Origin of the sequence: Streptomyces sp. RGM 3693 (assembly GCF_050471125.1) — a bacterium.
GTDB lineage: Bacteria > Actinomycetota > Actinomycetes > Streptomycetales > Streptomycetaceae > Streptomyces.
On the sequence record NZ_JBMPPQ010000003.1, the window covers coordinates 1,285,409 to 1,301,430 of the forward strand.

Annotated in this window: 13 protein-coding genes; 6 read left to right on the forward strand and 7 right to left on the reverse strand. The window is 72.2% G+C overall.

Translation table 11 applies throughout. The annotated features are described in order from the left end of the window. Positions 1-185 precede the first annotated feature (185 nt). Complete coding sequence (locus tag ACO0M4_RS34030) at positions 186-401, reverse strand: type A2 lanthipeptide (RefSeq protein WP_430374928.1); 216 nt, start codon at positions 399-401, stop codon at positions 186-188. Between the two features lie 674 nt (positions 402-1,075). Between ACO0M4_RS34030 and ACO0M4_RS34035 the strand changes: the two genes are divergently transcribed. Beyond that, on the forward strand, positions 1,076-2,116 hold the full coding sequence (locus tag ACO0M4_RS34035) for a PHP domain-containing protein (protein WP_430374929.1): 1,041 nt from the start codon (positions 1,076-1,078) through the stop codon (positions 2,114-2,116). A gap of 54 nt (positions 2,117-2,170) precedes the next feature. Here the strand turns inward: ACO0M4_RS34035 and ACO0M4_RS34040 are convergent, their stop codons facing one another. From ACO0M4_RS34040 to ACO0M4_RS34055, 4 genes are all read right to left on the reverse strand, one after another. Then, a complete protein-coding gene (locus ACO0M4_RS34040; protein ID WP_430374930.1) occupies positions 2,171-3,079 on the reverse strand; it encodes a LysR family transcriptional regulator in 909 nt (302 codons plus the stop codon). 58 nt (positions 3,080-3,137) lie between these two features. Beyond that, positions 3,138-4,331, reverse strand: coding sequence for a glycine C-acetyltransferase (locus tag ACO0M4_RS34045; protein ID WP_430374931.1), 1,194 nt, complete (start codon positions 4,329-4,331; stop codon positions 3,138-3,140). A gap of 78 nt (positions 4,332-4,409) precedes the next feature. After that, positions 4,410-5,438, reverse strand: coding sequence for an L-threonine 3-dehydrogenase (gene tdh / locus ACO0M4_RS34050; RefSeq protein ID WP_430374932.1), 1,029 nt, complete (start codon positions 5,436-5,438; stop codon positions 4,410-4,412). Positions 5,439-5,668: 230 nt separating this feature from the next. Then, a complete protein-coding gene (locus tag ACO0M4_RS34055; RefSeq protein WP_430374933.1) occupies positions 5,669-5,821 on the reverse strand; it encodes a hypothetical protein in 153 nt (50 codons plus the stop codon). A 111-nt stretch (positions 5,822-5,932) separates the two neighbouring features. On the opposite strand from ACO0M4_RS34055, the gene ACO0M4_RS34060 reads away from it, so the two are divergent. After that, positions 5,933-8,734, forward strand: coding sequence for an ABC transporter substrate-binding protein (locus ACO0M4_RS34060; protein WP_430374934.1), 2,802 nt, complete (start codon positions 5,933-5,935; stop codon positions 8,732-8,734). Positions 8,735-8,862: 128 nt separating this feature from the next. Here ACO0M4_RS34060 and ACO0M4_RS34065 read toward each other — a convergent pair whose 3' ends face one another. Continuing rightward, positions 8,863-9,654, reverse strand: a complete 792-nt coding sequence (locus tag ACO0M4_RS34065; RefSeq protein ID WP_430374936.1) for a VOC family protein — start codon at positions 9,652-9,654, stop codon at positions 8,863-8,865. Between the two features lie 241 nt (positions 9,655-9,895). Here ACO0M4_RS34065 and ACO0M4_RS34070 point away from each other — a divergent pair, with 241 nt between their 5' ends. The 4 genes from ACO0M4_RS34070 (at position 9,896) to murJ (ending at position 15,402) form a co-directional block, all read left to right on the forward strand. Further along, on the forward strand, positions 9,896-12,304 hold the full coding sequence (locus ACO0M4_RS34070; RefSeq protein ID WP_430374937.1) for a SpoIIE family protein phosphatase: 2,409 nt from the start codon (positions 9,896-9,898) through the stop codon (positions 12,302-12,304). A 99-nt stretch (positions 12,305-12,403) separates the two neighbouring features. Further along, positions 12,404-12,595, forward strand: coding sequence for a hypothetical protein (locus ACO0M4_RS34075; RefSeq protein WP_430374938.1), 192 nt, complete (start codon positions 12,404-12,406; stop codon positions 12,593-12,595). Positions 12,596-12,712: 117 nt separating this feature from the next. Next, positions 12,713-13,219, forward strand: a complete 507-nt coding sequence (locus ACO0M4_RS34080) for a DinB family protein (RefSeq protein WP_430374939.1) — start codon at positions 12,713-12,715, stop codon at positions 13,217-13,219. Positions 13,220-13,602: 383 nt separating this feature from the next. Continuing rightward, the gene (gene murJ / locus ACO0M4_RS34085; RefSeq protein WP_430374940.1) at positions 13,603-15,402 is read left to right on the forward strand and encodes a murein biosynthesis integral membrane protein MurJ; all 1,800 of its coding nucleotides are present in this window, start codon (positions 13,603-13,605) and stop codon (positions 15,400-15,402) included. Between the two features lie 220 nt (positions 15,403-15,622). Here murJ and ACO0M4_RS34090 read toward each other — a convergent pair whose 3' ends face one another. After that, complete coding sequence (locus ACO0M4_RS34090) at positions 15,623-16,003, reverse strand: winged helix-turn-helix transcriptional regulator (protein ID WP_430374941.1); 381 nt, start codon at positions 16,001-16,003, stop codon at positions 15,623-15,625. Between the last annotated feature and the right edge of the window lie 19 nt (positions 16,004-16,022).

Genomic DNA, 16,022 nt, shown 5'->3' on the forward strand with positions numbered 1-16,022 from the left:
TGGTAGGGGTACGGTAGCGCGCCGCCGTCGCAGGGCCGACGGCGGACAGCCGGATGCCCCGGACCCGGCCTGAACCGGGTTGTCCGGGGCACTCGGCACGGCAGATCGGCAGGGAGGGGGCGCCGATTGCCGTCACGACCGTTCGTCACCGGCTGTGCCGCGCTGCGGCACAGGGGCGGCTCGGATCAGAGACCGGAGGTCAGGCCGCCCGCGACGCCCTGGAGGTTCAGGCCGGTGGTCTGCTGGACCAGGCCGGTGGCGGTGCCGAGGACACCGGAGACCGGGGCGACGGAGTCGACGGTGGTGGTGACGGTGCTCAGGACGCCACCGACGAGGCCACCGGACACGTTGTCCAGGTCGGCGTCGGAGATTTCCTGGGTCTGCACCTGGGCGTTGTTCATGATGTTTCCCTTCGGATAAATATCAAGAAAAAACTGCGTACGGGCCGTCCGGTGGGTGACCCGGCCGCGACCACGGTGGTCGGGTTCCCGATATCCGGAAACCCCGCCGACTGCCGCGGTGCGATGGATCAAAGCATGCAGGTGGGTTGCGCTGCTAATCGGATGAGCGGCGATCCCGGCGCAACTGCTCCACGAAATTACCGGACGTGTACGTGCGTCCATGACATGATCGAAGCATCTTCACAACTCCCCCGGTTTCTTCTCCGCCGAACCGTCGTTGCGACTTCCGCGGAATAGGGCATTCCGGAACCAAGCCACTGACCAGCGCGGTACCACCCCCACACGAAACCCCGGCCCGTGTGCCGGCTGCACATTCGGTGTGCAGATTTCCTGAAGGCGCTCGAACTTAACGTCCGGCCAGCGCTCCGCGAGGCCGAGAAGTCCGATTCGCGTTTCCGCAGTACAGCCGGGATGTTGCACAGGTTTTAACCGAACATGATTGCCCTCGACTTCCCGTGCACTAATGCCCGGAATCATCACCACTATCGCCCCGTCATTCCGATGGAAACGGATCGACCATCCAGAGAACGGACATATTCGCATAACTGCGGTAGGGGCCACTTGCGGGCCCGGCAGCGGTGGCAGCCGACCACCGCCCGGTGCACGGTGGGTACGTGGATCCCGTAGCGGCGCTGGAGCGGATCGCGTTCCTGCTGGAGCGGCAGGGGGCGGTGACGTACCGGGTGCAGGCGTTCCGCACCGCGGCGTCGGTGATCGCCGGGCTGCCCGCGGACGCCCTGGGCGAGCGGGCCCGGAACGGAACGCTGGGGCGCCTGAAGGGGCTGGGCCCCAAGACGACCCGGGTCGCCGAGGAGGCACTCGCCGGACAACGGCCCGCCTATCTGGCACGGCTGGAGGAGGAGGCCGGCGGCCCACTGGTCGAGGGGGAACAGGGGCGGGCCCTTCGGCGGGCGCTGCGCGGCGACTGCCATCTGCACTCGGACTGGTCGGACGGCGGCAGCCCCGTCGAGGAGATGGCCAGGACCGCCCGCGACCTCGGCCACGCCTGGTGCGCACTGACCGACCACTCCCCGCGACTCACCATCGCCCGCGGGCTGACCGCCGAACGGTTGCGGAAGCAGCTGGACCTGGTCGCGGAGGTCGCCGAACGCCTGGCGCCGTTCCGGCTGCTGACCGGGATCGAGTGCGACATCCTCGACGACGGCTCACTCGACCAGGAACCGGAGCTGCTGGCCGAGCTCGATGTCGTGGTCGCCTCGGTCCACTCGAAACTGCGGATGGCCAAGGGGCCGATGACCCGGCGGATGCTGGCCGCGGTCAGCAATCCGCTGGTGGACGTCCTCGGCCACTGCACCGGGCGGCAGCTCACCGGCACGCTCCGCCCGGAGTCGGAGTTCGACGCCGCGGAGGTCTTCGCGGCGTGCGCCGAGCACCGCACCGCGGTGGAGATCAACTGCCGCCCGGACCGCTTCGACCCGCCGCGCCGCCTGCTGCGGCAGGCCCTGGACGCCGGCGCCCTCTTCGCCGTCGACAGCGACGCGCACGCGCCCGGCCAGCTGGACTGGCAGATCTACGGCTGCGCCCGCGCCGAGGAGTGCGGCGTCCCGGCCGGCCGGATCATCACCACCTGGACGGCCCGCCAGCTGGCGACCTGGAAGCGCACCGGTCGCCCTCCGCGCGGCACCACGGCCTGACGGCCGCCAGCCCCCTTCTGGTGCACCGTCAGCCCGACGGGCGGTTCCGCCGGCTCACCCCTGCTCGGCCGCCGCCGTCCGCAGTGCCGCCAGCACCGGACGGAACAGCGGATGGTCCTCCGCGCCCCGCCGGACCGCGGCGAACACCCGGCGGGTCGGCGCCACCCCGTCGACCGGCCGCACCACCACACCCCCGAGGTCCATCCCGCGCAGCGCCGAGCGCGGCACCAGGGCCACCCCCACCCCCGCCGAGGCCAGCGCCACCACCGCCCGGAAGTCGTCCGAGGAATGCTCCACCCGCGGCCGGAACCCGGCGTACTCACAGGCCAGCACGACCACGTCATGACACGGATTGCCGGAATAGGGCCCGATCCAGGGGTCCTTGGCGAGCCCGGCCAGCGGCACCGCCGCCGCCCCGGCCAGCGGGTGCCCGGGCGGCAGCACCGCGTCGAACGGCTCGGCGTAGAGCGGGACGCGGGTCAGCCGGGGGTCGTCCGCGTCCGGTGCGCCCCGGTACTCGACGGCCACCGCCACGTCGACCTGCCGGTCCAGCACCATCAGCAGACTGGCGTCGCCCTCCGCGTCCTGGACCCGGACCCGGATGCCGGGCGCGGAACCGGCCAGTTCGGCGAGGGCTGGGGCGAGCACCAGCCCGATACCGGTCGCGAACGCGGCCACCGTCACGGTGCCCGCCTCGCCCTGGTCGTATGCGGCCAGCTCCGCCTCGGCGCGCTCCAGCTGGGCCAGGACGGCGTTGGCGTGACCGAGCAGGATGTCGCCCGCTGCGGTCAGTCGGACGCCGCGGGCACCGCGCTCGACGAGGCGGTGGCCGGTCTCCTGCTCCAGCGCGGCCAACTGCTGGGAGACCGCCGAGGGGGTGAGGTAGAGCGCGGCGGCCGCGGCGGTCACCGTGCGGTGGTCGGCCAGCGCACGGAGGATGTGCAGCCGACGTGCTTCGATCATGGTGCCAGTTTCGCAGGGTTCGCCCGGGTCGCGCCCCGCGGCCGTCCGGTCGGTCCGGTCAGCTCCCCAGCGCCGCGCGGGCGGCCACGAAGGCGTCCACCGCGCGGTGCACGTCCTCGGTGGAGTGGGCGGCGGACAGCTGGACCCGGATCCGGGCCTCGCCCTGGGGGACCACCGGGTACGAGAAGCCGATGACGTACACCCCGCGCTCCAGCAGCAGCTCGGCCATCCGGCCCGCCTCGGACGCGTCACCGATCATCACGGGCGCGATGGGGTGCTCGCCGGGCAGGATCGCAAAGCCCTCCTCGGTCATCCGCGAACGGAACAGCGCGGTGTTGGCGTGCAGGCGTTCCCGCAGGTCACCGGCGGACTCCAGGAGGTCGAGCACCTTCAGCGAGGCGGCCGCGATCACCGGCGCGAGCGAGTTGGAGAAGAGGTAGGGGCGGGAACGCTGGCGGAGCAGCGCGACGATCTCGGCGCGCGCCGCGACATAGCCGCCGGAGGCGCCGCCCAGCGCCTTGCCGAGGGTGCCGGTGAGGATGTCGACCCGGTCCATCACCCCGCACAGCTCGGGGGTGCCGCGGCCGCCGGCGCCGACGAAGCCGACCGCGTGCGAGTCGTCGACCATGACCATCGCGCCGTAGCGGTCGGCCAGGTCGCAGATCTCCCGCAGCGGCGCCAGGTAGCCGTCCATGGAGAACACGCCGTCGGTGACCACGAGGGTGCGCCGGGCACCCTGGGCCTCCTTCAACTGCCGTTCCAGGTCGGCCAGGTCGCGGTTGGCGTAGCGGAAGCGGCGGGCCTTGGAGAGCCGGATGCCGTCGATGATGGAGGCGTGGTTGAGGGCGTCGGAGATGACCGCGTCCTCCGGGCCGAGCAGGGTTTCGAAGACGCCGCCGTTGGCGTCGAAGCAGGAGGAGTAGAGGATGGTGTCCTCCTGGCCGAGGAAGTGGGAGATCCGGCGCTCCAGTTCCTTGTGCACCTCCTGCGTGCCGCAGATGAAGCGGACCGACGCCAGTCCGTAGCCCCAGCGGTCCAGGGCCTCGTGGGCGGCGGCGACGACCTCGGGGTGGTCGGCCAGGCCCAGGTAGTTGTTGGCGCAGAAGTTGAGGACCTCGCCGGGGCGGCCGCCGGCGGTGACCGCGACGGTGGCGGACTGCGGAGTGCCGATGACCCGCTCGGGCTTGTGCAGTCCGGCGGCGCGGATCTCGTCGAGGGCGGTGCGCAGGTCGTCGCGTACGGCGTCGAACATGGGGGAGGTCTCCTTAGGCGCGAAGGGAGCCGGCGCTCAGCGCCGTCGTCTGGGGGTGGCGGGCGGTCCGGGCGAGGGTCAGGCGCTCCAGTCGAGGATGACCTTGCCGCCCTGGCCGCTCGCCGCGTCGGCGAAGGCGGCGTCGAACTCCTGGTACGGGTAGCGGCCGGTGATCACGGGTGAGAGGTCGAGGCCGCCTTCGAGCAGCACGGACATCGCGTACCAGGTCTCGAACATCTCCCGGCCGTAGATGCCCTTGATCGTGATCATCGAGGTGACGATCCGGGACCAGTCGACCGGGAACTCCTCGGAGGGCAGTCCCAGGACGGCGATCCGGCCGCCGTGCGTCATGTTGCCGATCATGCCGCGCAGCGCTTCCGGCCGGCCGGACATCTCCAGGCCGACGTCGAAGCCCTCGCGCAGGCCCAGTTCGCGCTGGCCGGCCTCGATCGAGGTGGCGGAGACATTGAGGGCGAGGCTCACGCCGACCTTGCGGGCCAGGTCCAGGCGCTGCTCGCTGACGTCGGTGATCACCACGTTGCGGGCGCCGGCGTGCCGGGCGACCGCCGCCGCCATGATGCCGATCGGCCCCGCGCCGGTGATCAGGACGTCCTCGCCAACCAGGGGGAAGGAGAGCGCGGTGTGTACGGCGTTGCCGAACGGGTCGAAGACCGCGGCGATGTCGAGGTCGACCGGGACCCGGTGCACCCACACGTTGGCGGCGGGCAGCGCGACGTACTCGGCGAAGGCGCCGTCCCGGCCGACGCCCAGGCCGACCGTGGCGCGGCACAGATGGCGCCGGCCGGCCAGGCAGTTGCGGCAGCTGCCGCAGACCAGGTGGCCCTCGCCGCTGACCAGGTCGCCGGCTTTGATGTCGACCACGTCGCGACCGGTCTCGACGACCTCCCCGACGAACTCGTGGCCCACGGTCAGCGGGGCGCTGACGGCCTGCTGCGCCCAGCCGTCCCAGGCGCGGATGTGCAGATCGGTGCCGCAGATGCCGGTGCGCAGCACCTTGATCAGCACCTCGCCCGGGCCGATCGACGGCTCCGGCACGTCCGTCAGCCAGAGTCCCGGCTCCGCCTTCTGCTTGACCAGTGCCTTCACCGCAACGGCTCCCGTACGTGAATGAGTGCTGTGACGTTCACGGGGCCCGCTGCGGGCCGCCGATCTCCGGCCAGAAATCTTCCCTACGGCGGCCTTCCGGTCCATCGAGGTTTTCTTAACCGCGCCCACAGCTCCCCTTTACGCCCCACCCGCACCGAGTGTGCACATCCGTCACGTCACGCCCGTCGGAGCACACCAGCACAGCAACGCCACGGGCCTTTCGGGCGGTATCACGCCCCCGGGCCGTTGCGGCCGCGCACCGCGGTGGCCTGCGGCGAGACCACTTCGTGCAAGGGGGCGCCGGCCCGGCCGCCACCGGGGTGTCGCGCCGACCCACCGTCGTCGATGCCGGTGGCGCAGTCCGTCAGCAGCGGGACACCCACGGCCAAGACAGGTTCGCCGAGAGCTCGGGGCACAGGGGGCCGAACCGTAGCTTCCGGCCGACGGGCGGTGGCACAATACCGGCCTTATTCGGAACCGGCCTCAGGGGCACCATGGCGCCGAACGAACTCGATTCCCAGATACCCGTCTTCCACGGGGCCGGGCATCTGCTCCGGCTGATCGCCGATCTCGTCCGCCGACCGCGCCGCAGGGAGTGTCCGGAACCCGTGCGGCACCGGGGCGTGGCGCAGGGCCGCGAGGGCCTCCCGGTCCTCTGCCTGGTCGCCGGCGACGACCACGCCCAGCTCGCCCGCGGCATCAACTACTTCCTCACCCACGCCGACCCCCGGCGGGTCCCGCACTGCCTGCACGACCTGACGGCCGAGCCGTCGTCCACCGACCCCGGGTCGGTGGAGGCGGTCCGGCGGACGCTGGAGCGGCTGGCACAGGGCTTCGCCCGCAGCGTCAACGGCGCCGACGGGCGGGTCCGGTTCCGCCGGTTCGGCCTGGTCAACTGGCTGGTGCAGACCGGTGCCGGCGGCGACCCGGGCGGAGCCGGCGACGTCGAGGGCACCGACCACAGCCTCCTCCAGGGGCTGCGGGAGCGGGAGTTCCGGCGCCGCCGACTGTTCGGCCTGCTGCGGGCGCCGGAGACCGAACTCGCGGTGGACGGCCATGTGCCCTGGTGGGTCTGGCTGTTCGCGGTGCACCTCTTCCCACTGGCGTGGTTCCGGGTCCGCCGCGGACTGGGCCGGGAGTACCGCTGGCTGCTCAACCAGCCCTACCTCGCCCCGCGCGACCCGGGCACGTTCATCGGCTTCGCGGAGCGGCTGACCGTCCCGCACAACCAGGTCGAGGACCCGGAGCAGTTACGGAAGTTGATGGTCAACGCCTTCCTGGAGGACCTGCGGATCGCGTTCCGCCGCCGCCCGTGGCGTCCGCGCTCGGCCCGCCGGACCGCGTACTGCGTCGCCCTGCTGGCCGGCGCGGACGCCGACAACTGCGGCTATCCGCTGCTGCGCACCGTCATCGACGTCCGCAACGAGACCGGCGCCTTCGATCCGCTGCTGGTCATCAGCTGCGGCGCGCAGCCGCCCGCGGAGGGCACCGAGATCCGCACCGACTGGGGGCACAGCTCACTGTGGGAGCTCTCCGACCGGCTCTACGGCGGCTGGCGGGACACCTTCCTGCACACCGGCCGGGCCCGCAACCGGGCCCCCTGGTACCTGCCGGTCACCGTACCCGCACTGATGCCGCCCTCCGACGACCCTGCGGCCAAGGCCCAGTACGAACTGACGCGTCGTCAAGAAGTGGCGCAGGACGCCCGGTTACGCCTTCCCGAGCCGCCGCTGTGGGCACGGCGCGTGGTCTCCGTCGCGGTCGCCTGCGCGGTGACCGCGACCCTGCTGGGCGCGGGCGGGCTGCTCTGGGGCCAGGAGGGCGCCTACCGCAAGGCACACTGCGGACTCGGCCGCTTCCAGGACGACGCCGACACCCTGCGCACCGTGGAGACCGGCGAGTGCATCGGCGTCTCCCGACACGGCTTCACCTTCCACTCCCCCGACGACGAACTCAACAAGACCCTGCGCACCATCGCCGACCAGAACGCCCGCGCCGACCAGATCCACCAGGCGTCTCCGGAACGCCCGCTGGTCACCCTCGTCCACCTCTCCGCGCTGCTCAGCAGCACCGGCAAGTCCACCGCCCAGCTCGCCTACGGGCGGGAGGCGCTACAGGGCGCGGCCAGCGCCCAGTCCCGACAGCTGCGCACCACCGGCAGCACCGAACCGATCCTGCGGATCTTCCCCGCCAACGCCGGCTCCGGCATGCGCTACGGCACCGACGTCGTCGCCATACTCCAGGAGTTGAAGGTCCAGGACCCGTCCATCGTCGGCGTCACCGGCCTCGACCAGAGCCGCGAGGCCACCAACCGGACGATCCGCAAGCTGACCGAGGCGGGGCTGCCCATGGTCGCCACCACCCTCTCCGCTGACTCCCTGGTACGACAGTCGCCGATGTACTTCCAGGTGTCGCCGCAGAACAGCCGGGAGGCCGAGATCGCCGGCGCCTACGCCGACCACCTCGTCAACGGTCGGACCCAACCCACCCGGCGGGTCCGGGTGATCAGCTCCGCCGACCCCACCGACACCTACAGCAAGACGCTCAGCGACGACGTCGCCAAGCAGTTCCGGGCCCGCGGCTTCGCGGTCGAGCGGACCGCCTTCAGCCCGCCGCCGCCCCCGGGCGACGAGCCGTCCTCGGACGCGCCGGGCGCCGGCTCGGTCGGCCAGCGCAGCTGCTCCTACCCGGGGCTGGTGTTCTACGCCGGCCGCGCGGAGGACTTCGAGACCTTCCTCGGCGGGATCAACGAGTCCTGCAACTCGGCCCCGCCGACCGTCATCGGCGGCGACGACGTGGCCCGCCTGGCCGCCGACCCGGTCCGCCGCGCGCAGTACCCCGGAATCCCCTACGACTTCCTGGACTTCACCCTCGGTTCGGCGCACTGCGAGGACTCCAGCGAGCTGTACTCGGAGATGTCCCGACTCTTCCCCGAGGAGTGCGTCAAGGTCCCCAACTCCTCCCTCGACGGCCACGCCGCACTCGGCTTCGACGCGGTGAAGCTGTACGTCAACGCGGTCAAGCAGTTGCGCGAGGACGCCGCGGGCATGCCGCTGAGCCCGCCCGCCGTCTGGCACGCGATCAGCGGGGTGCACGGGGACGGGGCGCTCGACGGGGAGAGCGGGATCATCAGCTTCGGTGGTGAGGTGGACCGTCAGGTCCCGCTGGACAAGCTGCTGTCGGTGCAGCACATCGACGGCGTCGGCAAGCCCACCCAGGCCGGCTACTGCGGCCGGATCGGCGGCCGCACCCAGTCCACGTGGTGCCCGCCCCTGCAACCGGAGCAGGGCGGGTGACGGAAGAACGGCGGACGCCCGGCGAAGCCCGGACGACCGATGACTGGAAAGGTATGGATAACTGATGTCTGGACAGGCACGGACGACCGATGACTGGGGAAGGGCGGGTGACCGGCGCCGGGCGGGCGTCAGGACGGCGTTCCGGGACCCGTCACGGTGAACAACCCACCGTCCGGGTCGCGCACCATCGCCCGGCTCCGGTTACCGTCCCGGGTCGACGTCACGGGGGTCGCGGTCCCACCGGCGGCCACCGCGGCCTCGATGGCCGCGTCAACGTCCGGCACCCGGAAGTGCACATGCCACTGCGGCCGCACCCGCGGGTCCGGGGCTGCCTCCACCGCGCCGCCGCGCAGCGCCGCCACCACGTGCGTGCCGTCGTGCACGATCACCTGGTCGTGCTCGTACGTCACCTGGCAGCCGCCCGGTTCCTCCGACGCCCAGTCGAAGACCTCGGCGTAGAAGATGGCCGCGGCGAACGCGTCCCTGGTCCGCAGTTCCAGGATCGCCGGGGCGTGGCCGGTCCCCACCGACCAGGCCAGCGTCTGCCCCTCCCAGAAGCCGAAGGTGGCGCCGTCCCGGTCGGCGGCGAGGGCGGCCCGCCCGGGGCCGAGCTTGAGCGGTCCGACGGCCACCGTGGCGCCCCGCTCGCGGATCCGGGCGGCGATGTCATCGGCGTCCGGCACCGCGAAGTACGCGGTCCAGGCCACCGGCACCTGGAAACTGGGCACCAGCGCCCCCACCCCGGCGACCGGCTCCCCGTCGTGCAGGGCCACCGAGAACTCCTCGCCCAAACTGGCCGGCCGGAAGTGCCAGCCCAGCACGGCCCCGTAGAAGCGCTGCGCGGACCGCAGGTCGCTGGTCATCAGGCTCACCCAGCAGGGCGCACCGCGGACCGGTGCGGTCGGGCGTGGGCACGGCATGGTCATCGGCCTCCTGTTGCGACCGGGCCCGGGGCCGGTCCGACGGGTGAGCGTGGATCAGCCCGCGCGGGTCGGCGCGGAGCGCGGCCGGGCCCCGGCGCCCCTCCCACTGTGCCAGCGACCGCCCGGCCCCGCACCAAGGGAGGCCCGCCCCGGCGGTCGCCCGCTCGGGGCAGGGCCGGTTGTGCGGGTGGGGACCGGGCTCGATGCTGGAGGTACTGAACCGGGCTGGATTGATGCCATGAACGCATGGAGCGCGGCGACGAGCGCCGACTTCCGTGGTCCCCTCGACGTCACCAGGGCGGCCACAGCGGTTCTGGACGCCCGGGGACGGGTCATCGGGTGGAGCGCGGCGGCCCGCAAGCTGCTGGGGTACGCACCGGAGGAGATCATCGGTCGGCCGGCCGGCACGTTCCTGCTGGAGCGGGCTCCGGACGGCGCGGCACCGTCGGCCGGGGAACCGACCCGCATCGAGACCCGCACCGCCCGGCACGCCGACGGCCACCAACTGTCGGTGGCGATCACGATGTGCCCACTGGCCGACGCCCTCCCCGACGCCGGGCCCGGACCGGCCCGGGTGCTGGTGGCGACGTCACTCGGCGACCTGCGCCAATGGGAGGCCCGGCAGGCAATGCTGCACGGCCTGGCGACCCAATCGCCGGTGGGCCTGGCCATCTACGACAACGATCTGCGGCTGACGTGGTTCAACACCTCGTACGGGCGGGAGGTCGGGCTGCCGCTGCGGGAGTTGAGCGGCAAGCTGGCGGACGAGCTGTATCCGGGCGAGTTCGTGACGGAGGGGTACCCGCACAGCCTGGACACGGTGATGCACCACGTGCTGGCGACCGGTGAGCCGTTCCTCGACCTGCACTTCGTCGGCGAACAGCCCACCGACCCGGGGACCGAGCACGTCTGGTCCTGCTCGTACTACCGGTTGCAGGACCCGGACGGGCGGGTGCTGGGGGTGTGCGAGGACTCCTTCGACATCACCGACCGCTACCAGGCGCAGCGCCGGCTGAACCTCCTGGTGGAGGCCGGCCGCCGGATCGGCACCACGCTGGACATGGTCGGCACCGCACGGGAGGTGACCGAGGTCGCGGTACCGCTCTTCGCGGCCACGGTCACCGTCGATCTGCTGCGGTCGGTGCTGGAGGGCGGTGATCCGGATCCGGGCGAGGGCGGCGGGCCGGACCTGATCCGGGTGGCCTCGCGCTCCTGGGACGACCCGCCGGACCGGCCGCCGGACCCGCCGTACCCGGTCGCGTACCGGCGGGGCACGCTCCCGTACCGGAGCCTGTCGTCGGGCGGGATGATCCGCACGGAGCGGACGATCGTGGTGCCGCTGCGGGCCGGTGGCACCCCGATGGGGCTGGTGACGTTCGACCGCGGGGACGACCCGGCGGTCTTCGACAGCGGCGAGATCGAGCTGGCCGACGAACTGGTCATCCGGGCCGCGGTCTCGATGGACAACGCCCGCCGCTTCGCCCGCGAGCACGCCGCGGCCCTCACCCTCCAACGCAACCTGCTGCCCCAGCGCCTGCCGCCGCAGTCCGCGGTGGACATGGCCTACCGGTACCTGCCCAGCGACGACCGGGCCGGGGTGGGCGGCGACTGGTTCGATGTCGTCGGGCTGTCCGGCACCCGGGTCGGCCTGGTGGTGGGGGACGTCGTCGGACACGGTCTCCAGGCCGCGGCCACCATGGGCCGACTGCGCACGACCGTCCGGGCGCTGGCCCGCATGGACCTGGCGCCCGACGAACTTCTGAGCCGGCTCGACGACCAGGTGGGACAGACCCCGGAGGAGCGCGCGGCGGGCACCGTCGCGGAACCCGCCCCGGACGACGTGGCCACCGGGGTGACCTGTCTGTACGCGGTCTACGACCCGGTGTCGCGGCACTGCACGATGGCCCGGGCCGGGCACCCGCCGCCGGCGATCGTGGACCCCGGGGGCGAGGTGTCGTTCCCGGACCTGCCGGCCGGTCCGCCGCTGGGGCTGGGCGGCCTGCCGTTCGAGTCGTGGGAGACCGAGCTGCCGGCGGGCAGCCTGTTGGCCCTGTTCACCGACGGTCTGCTCCGGGGCGGGAACCGGGACGTCGACGCCGGACTGGCGATCCTGGGCGACGTCCTGCGGGAGAACCGGCGTCCGCTGGAGGAGCTGTGCGACCGGGCGCTGGCGGCGCTGTTGCCGGGCGGGGCGGCGCCGGACGACGCGGCGCTGCTGCTGGTGCGGACCCGGGAGCTGGACGCCCGGCAGGTCGCCGCCTGGGAGCTGCCCGCGGAGCCGGCCGCGGTGGCCGCCGCCCGTGCGCTGGCCACCCGGCAGCTGGCGGAGTGGGGCCTCGCGGAGCTGTCGTACGCGACCGAGCTGGCGGTGAGCGAGCTGGTCACCAACGCCGTGCGACACGCCTCGGGGCCGGTGCACCTGCGCCTGCTGCGGGATCTGGCCCTGGTCACGGAGGTCTCCGACACCGGCCACACCTCGCCGCACCTGCGGTACAGCGCGAGCGACGACGAGGGCGGCCGGGGGCTGTTCATCGTCGCGCAGCTGGTGCAGCGCTGGGGGACGCGGTACACGCCGTTCGGCAAGACGATCTGGACGGAACAGGCGTTCCCGTCGCACTATCCGGGGGCTCCGCGGCCGGTGGGCTGAGCAGATGGGCCGGGGTACGCCGTGCGGGTCGCCGGCGCCGGTCCCATGATGGAACCAGCGAGGTCCCGGCACTCGGCGGGCGCGGACAGAGGAGGACCTGTGACGACCAATGGCAGTAAGACCCCGTCCGAGCGGCGGCCGGCGGAGCTGTACACCGGTAGCGAGCGGCCCTTCGACGCGGAGGACCTGGTCAGGGCGTCCGGGCGGGAACCCACTCCGCAGAGCTTGGCCTGGGCCCAGCGCCTGATCGAGGAGAAGGGGCGGGCCGCCATCGAGCGGTATCTGCCTTAGCGGCGGGGCTCCGCCGTCACACGCCGGTAAGGCCCGGGTGCAACGGCCCCCGGGCCGCGGCATACCGCGCGGGCGTCGACCGCTCCCCGCTCCGTTCCCCCACTACCCTCTCCGTACATGACAATCGAACGCCTCGATCCGCCCCGACGTGCCGGTGAGCGGGAGACGCTACGCGCCTACCTCGACTTCCACCGCGCCACGCTCGCCATGAAGGCCGAGGGGCTGACCGACGAGCAACTGCGGCAGCGCTCCATGCCGCCGTCCACGCTCTCCCTGCTCGGCCTGGTCAGGCACATGGCCGAGGTGGAACGCACCTGGTTCCGCCGGGTGGTCAACGGTGAGGACATCCCCCTGGTCTGGTCCGACGAGGGCAACTACAAGGCCGCGTTCGACGACGCCGACACCACCGGCGCCTCGGCCTTCGCCGCCTGGCAGGAGGAGGTGGCCCACTCCCGGCGCATCGAGCGGGCGGCCGATTCGCTCGACCTCACCGCCTACCAACCCCGGTGGGGCGAGGACGTCTCACTGCGCCTGATCATGCTGCACATGATCCACGAGTACGCCCGTCACAACGGCCACGCCGACTTCCTCCGCGAGGGCGTCGACGGAACCGTCGGCGCCTGACCCGCTACGCAACGAGGTCCCTTTCCATCATGGGAAAGGGACCTCATCCGGAGCGTCCGGCCGGCCTTGCACCTGCATCTCCCACCGGTTGGTGAACGTCTTGCCTTGGACCACGGATACGCGACTCCCGCCCGGAGGACCGGAGTTCGTCCGTGATCATAAGGACACCGCGGCACGCCTCCCCGCGATGGCCTCCGACCGATCCCGACCGAGGATCATGACGCCGGATCACGACGGCGGATCGCAACGCCGGATCACGAAGAACATGACGGAAAAGTCCCGGTCCACGGCAGCCCGTGCACACCTGGTCGCGGCGGGGTGCGAAGGTGTCCTGTCGAGCCACGACGGGCCGCGGGGGCCCGTCCTGACGAGGAGGAACAGGCATGGCTGCGCCACACGAAGAGTCCAACGGACGAGGAGGACTCCACGGCCAGCTGCCGGACGACACCCTGCCGCTCCGCACGCCCGTCCAACACGCCCCCGCCCCTCCCCGCACGGCTCCCACCACGTCCGAACCCGAGCCCGAACCCGAGCCCGAGCCGAAGGGCGGCACCGCCCGCCTGGCCAAGTCCAGCGCCCTGATGGCGGCGGGCACCATCGTGTCCCGGATCACCGGGTTCCTGCGCACGCTCGTCATGGCGGCCGCGATCGGCGTCGGCACCCTCAACGACTCCTACCAAGTCGCCAACGTCCTGCCCACGATGATCTACACGTTGGTCGGCGGCGGGGCACTGAACGCGGTGTTCGTGCCCCAGCTCGTCCGCGCCGTGAAGAAGGACAAGGACGGCGGCGAAGCGTACGCCAACCGGCTGCTCACCCTCGTCGTCGTGGTCCTCGCCGGCGCCACCACGCTCTGTGTGCTGGCCGCGCCGCTGCTGGTCCGCATGATGTCGCCGGACATCGCCGCCGACCCCCAACGCATGGCGCTCACCGTGGCGTTCGCCCGCTACTGCCTGCCCACCATGTTCTTCATGGGGATCCACGTCGTGCTCGGACAGATCCTCAACGCCCGTGACCGCTTCGGCGCGATGATGTGGACCCCGGTCCTCAACAACGTCGTCACCATCGCCGGCTTCGGCGCGTTCATCTGGGCGTTCGGCGGGTTCACCGCCTCCGGCGTCGGCCCGGCGACCATCACCCCCGAGGGGGTCCGGCTCATCGGCCTGGGCACCCTGCTCGGACTGGCCGTCCAGGCACTGGCCATGCTGCCGTACCTGCGGGACGCCGGCGTCCGACTCCGCCCCCGCTTCGACTTCCGCGGACACGGCCTGGGCAAGGCCGTCGGCCTGGCCAAGTGGACGCTGCTGTTCGTGCTCGCGAACCAGATCGGCTTGACCGTCGTCACCCAACTCGCCACCAAGGCGGGCGCCGCCGCCGAACGTGCCGGCCACACCGGCGCCGGCATCACCGCGTACAACTTCGCGTACCAGATATGGCAGATGCCCCAGGCGATCATCACCGTGTCGGTCATGACCGCCGTCCTGCCCCGCATCTCCCGCGCGGCCCACGCTGGCGACGCCACCGCCGTCCGCGACGACATCTCCTACGGTCTGCGCACCTCCGCCGTCGCCGTCGTGCCCTGCGCCTTCGCCTTCCTCGCCCTGGGCACGCCGATGGCCACGCTGCTCTACGCCAGCTCCGGCACCGAGGGCGCCCAGGGCATCGGCCACGTCCTGATGGCCTTCGGCCTGGGCCTCATCCCCTACTCCGCCCAGTACGTCGTCCTGCGCGGCTTCTACGCCTACGAGGACACCCGCACGCCCTTCTACAACACCCTGGTCGTCGCCCTCGTCAACGCCGCCGCCTCCGGACTGTGCTTCGCCCTGCTCCCCGCGCGCTGGGCCGTCACCGGCATGGCCGCCTCCTACGGCCTGGCCTTCGCCGTCGGCATCGCCGTCGCCTGGCGCCGTCTGCGCACACGACTCGGCGGCGACCTGGACGGCGCCCGCATCCTGCGCACCTACACCCGCCTGTGCGCCGCCGCCGCACCGGCCGCACTCGCCGCCGGAGCCGCCTCCACCGCCCTGCTCCACGCCCTGGGCACCACCGCCCTGAGCTCCCTGACCGCCCTCCTCGCCGGCACGGTCGTCCTCCTCGGCCTCTTCCTGGCCCTCGCCCGCCTCCTCAAAATCCCCGAACTCAACGCCATGTTCACCCTGCTCCGCAGCCGACTGGGCCGCTGAGCCGCAGCGACCCACCGCACGCGCACAGGCACGGGCGTGGACACGGGCGTGGGCACGGACACCGCGATGTCCGTGCCCACGCCCGCACCTCTTCCCGTTCCCGTGCCTGTTCCCGTGCCGGTACGCGTGCCCGTTCCTCGGAACGGTCCGTCGGCAGGGGCCGCATGCGACGTCATGCGTGCGCCGACGGGCCTTCGGGCGCGGCTGCCAGCACGGGCAGTTATCGATCTGGGTCCGCGTCGTAGTCCTGCCGGGCCCGTTCGACCTTGTCCAGGTTGCTGGCGGCCCATTCGGTGAGGTGGGCGAAGAGCGGGGCGAGGCTGCGGCCGAGTTCGCTGATCTCGTACTCGACGCGCGGGGGCACCTCCGGGTGGTAGGTGCGCACGATCAGACCGTCGCGTTCCAACTGCCGTAGCCGCTGGGTCAGCACCTTCGGGGTGATCTTGGCGATCCGCCGTTGCACCTCGACGAAACGCTGGCGGCTGTACGTATGAAGGGACCACAGGATCGGCGTGGTCCACCGGCTGAACACGATGTCCACCACCGGACCGATCGGGCAGGCGAGCTCCGGATCGGTGGCCGCGGACACCTGCCGTGCCATGACGCTCCCCATCAACTCC

What these genes read in the sequence shown, in the direction of transcription:
- ACO0M4_RS34070 (WP_430374937.1), top strand. Translation starts at nt 9,896, where the DNA reads ATGAACGCATGGAGCGCGGCGACGAGCGCCGACTTCCGTGGTCCCCTC.
- ACO0M4_RS34030 (WP_430374928.1), bottom strand. Translation starts at nt 401, where the DNA reads ATGAACAACGCCCAGGTGCAGACCCAGGAAATCTCCGACGCCGACCTG.
- ACO0M4_RS34040 (WP_430374930.1), bottom strand. Translation starts at nt 3,079, where the DNA reads ATGATCGAAGCACGTCGGCTGCACATCCTCCGTGCGCTGGCCGACCAC.
- ACO0M4_RS34060 (WP_430374934.1), top strand. Translation starts at nt 5,933, where the DNA reads ATGGCGCCGAACGAACTCGATTCCCAGATACCCGTCTTCCACGGGGCC.
- ACO0M4_RS34090 (WP_430374941.1), bottom strand. Translation starts at nt 16,003, where the DNA reads ATGGCACGGCAGGTGTCCGCGGCCACCGATCCGGAGCTCGCCTGCCCG.
- murJ (WP_430374940.1), top strand. Translation starts at nt 13,603, where the DNA reads ATGGCTGCGCCACACGAAGAGTCCAACGGACGAGGAGGACTCCACGGC.
- ACO0M4_RS34065 (WP_430374936.1), bottom strand. Translation starts at nt 9,654, where the DNA reads ATGCCGTGCCCACGCCCGACCGCACCGGTCCGCGGTGCGCCCTGCTGG.
- ACO0M4_RS34080 (WP_430374939.1), top strand. Translation starts at nt 12,713, where the DNA reads ATGACAATCGAACGCCTCGATCCGCCCCGACGTGCCGGTGAGCGGGAG.
- ACO0M4_RS34045 (WP_430374931.1), bottom strand. Translation starts at nt 4,331, where the DNA reads ATGTTCGACGCCGTACGCGACGACCTGCGCACCGCCCTCGACGAGATC.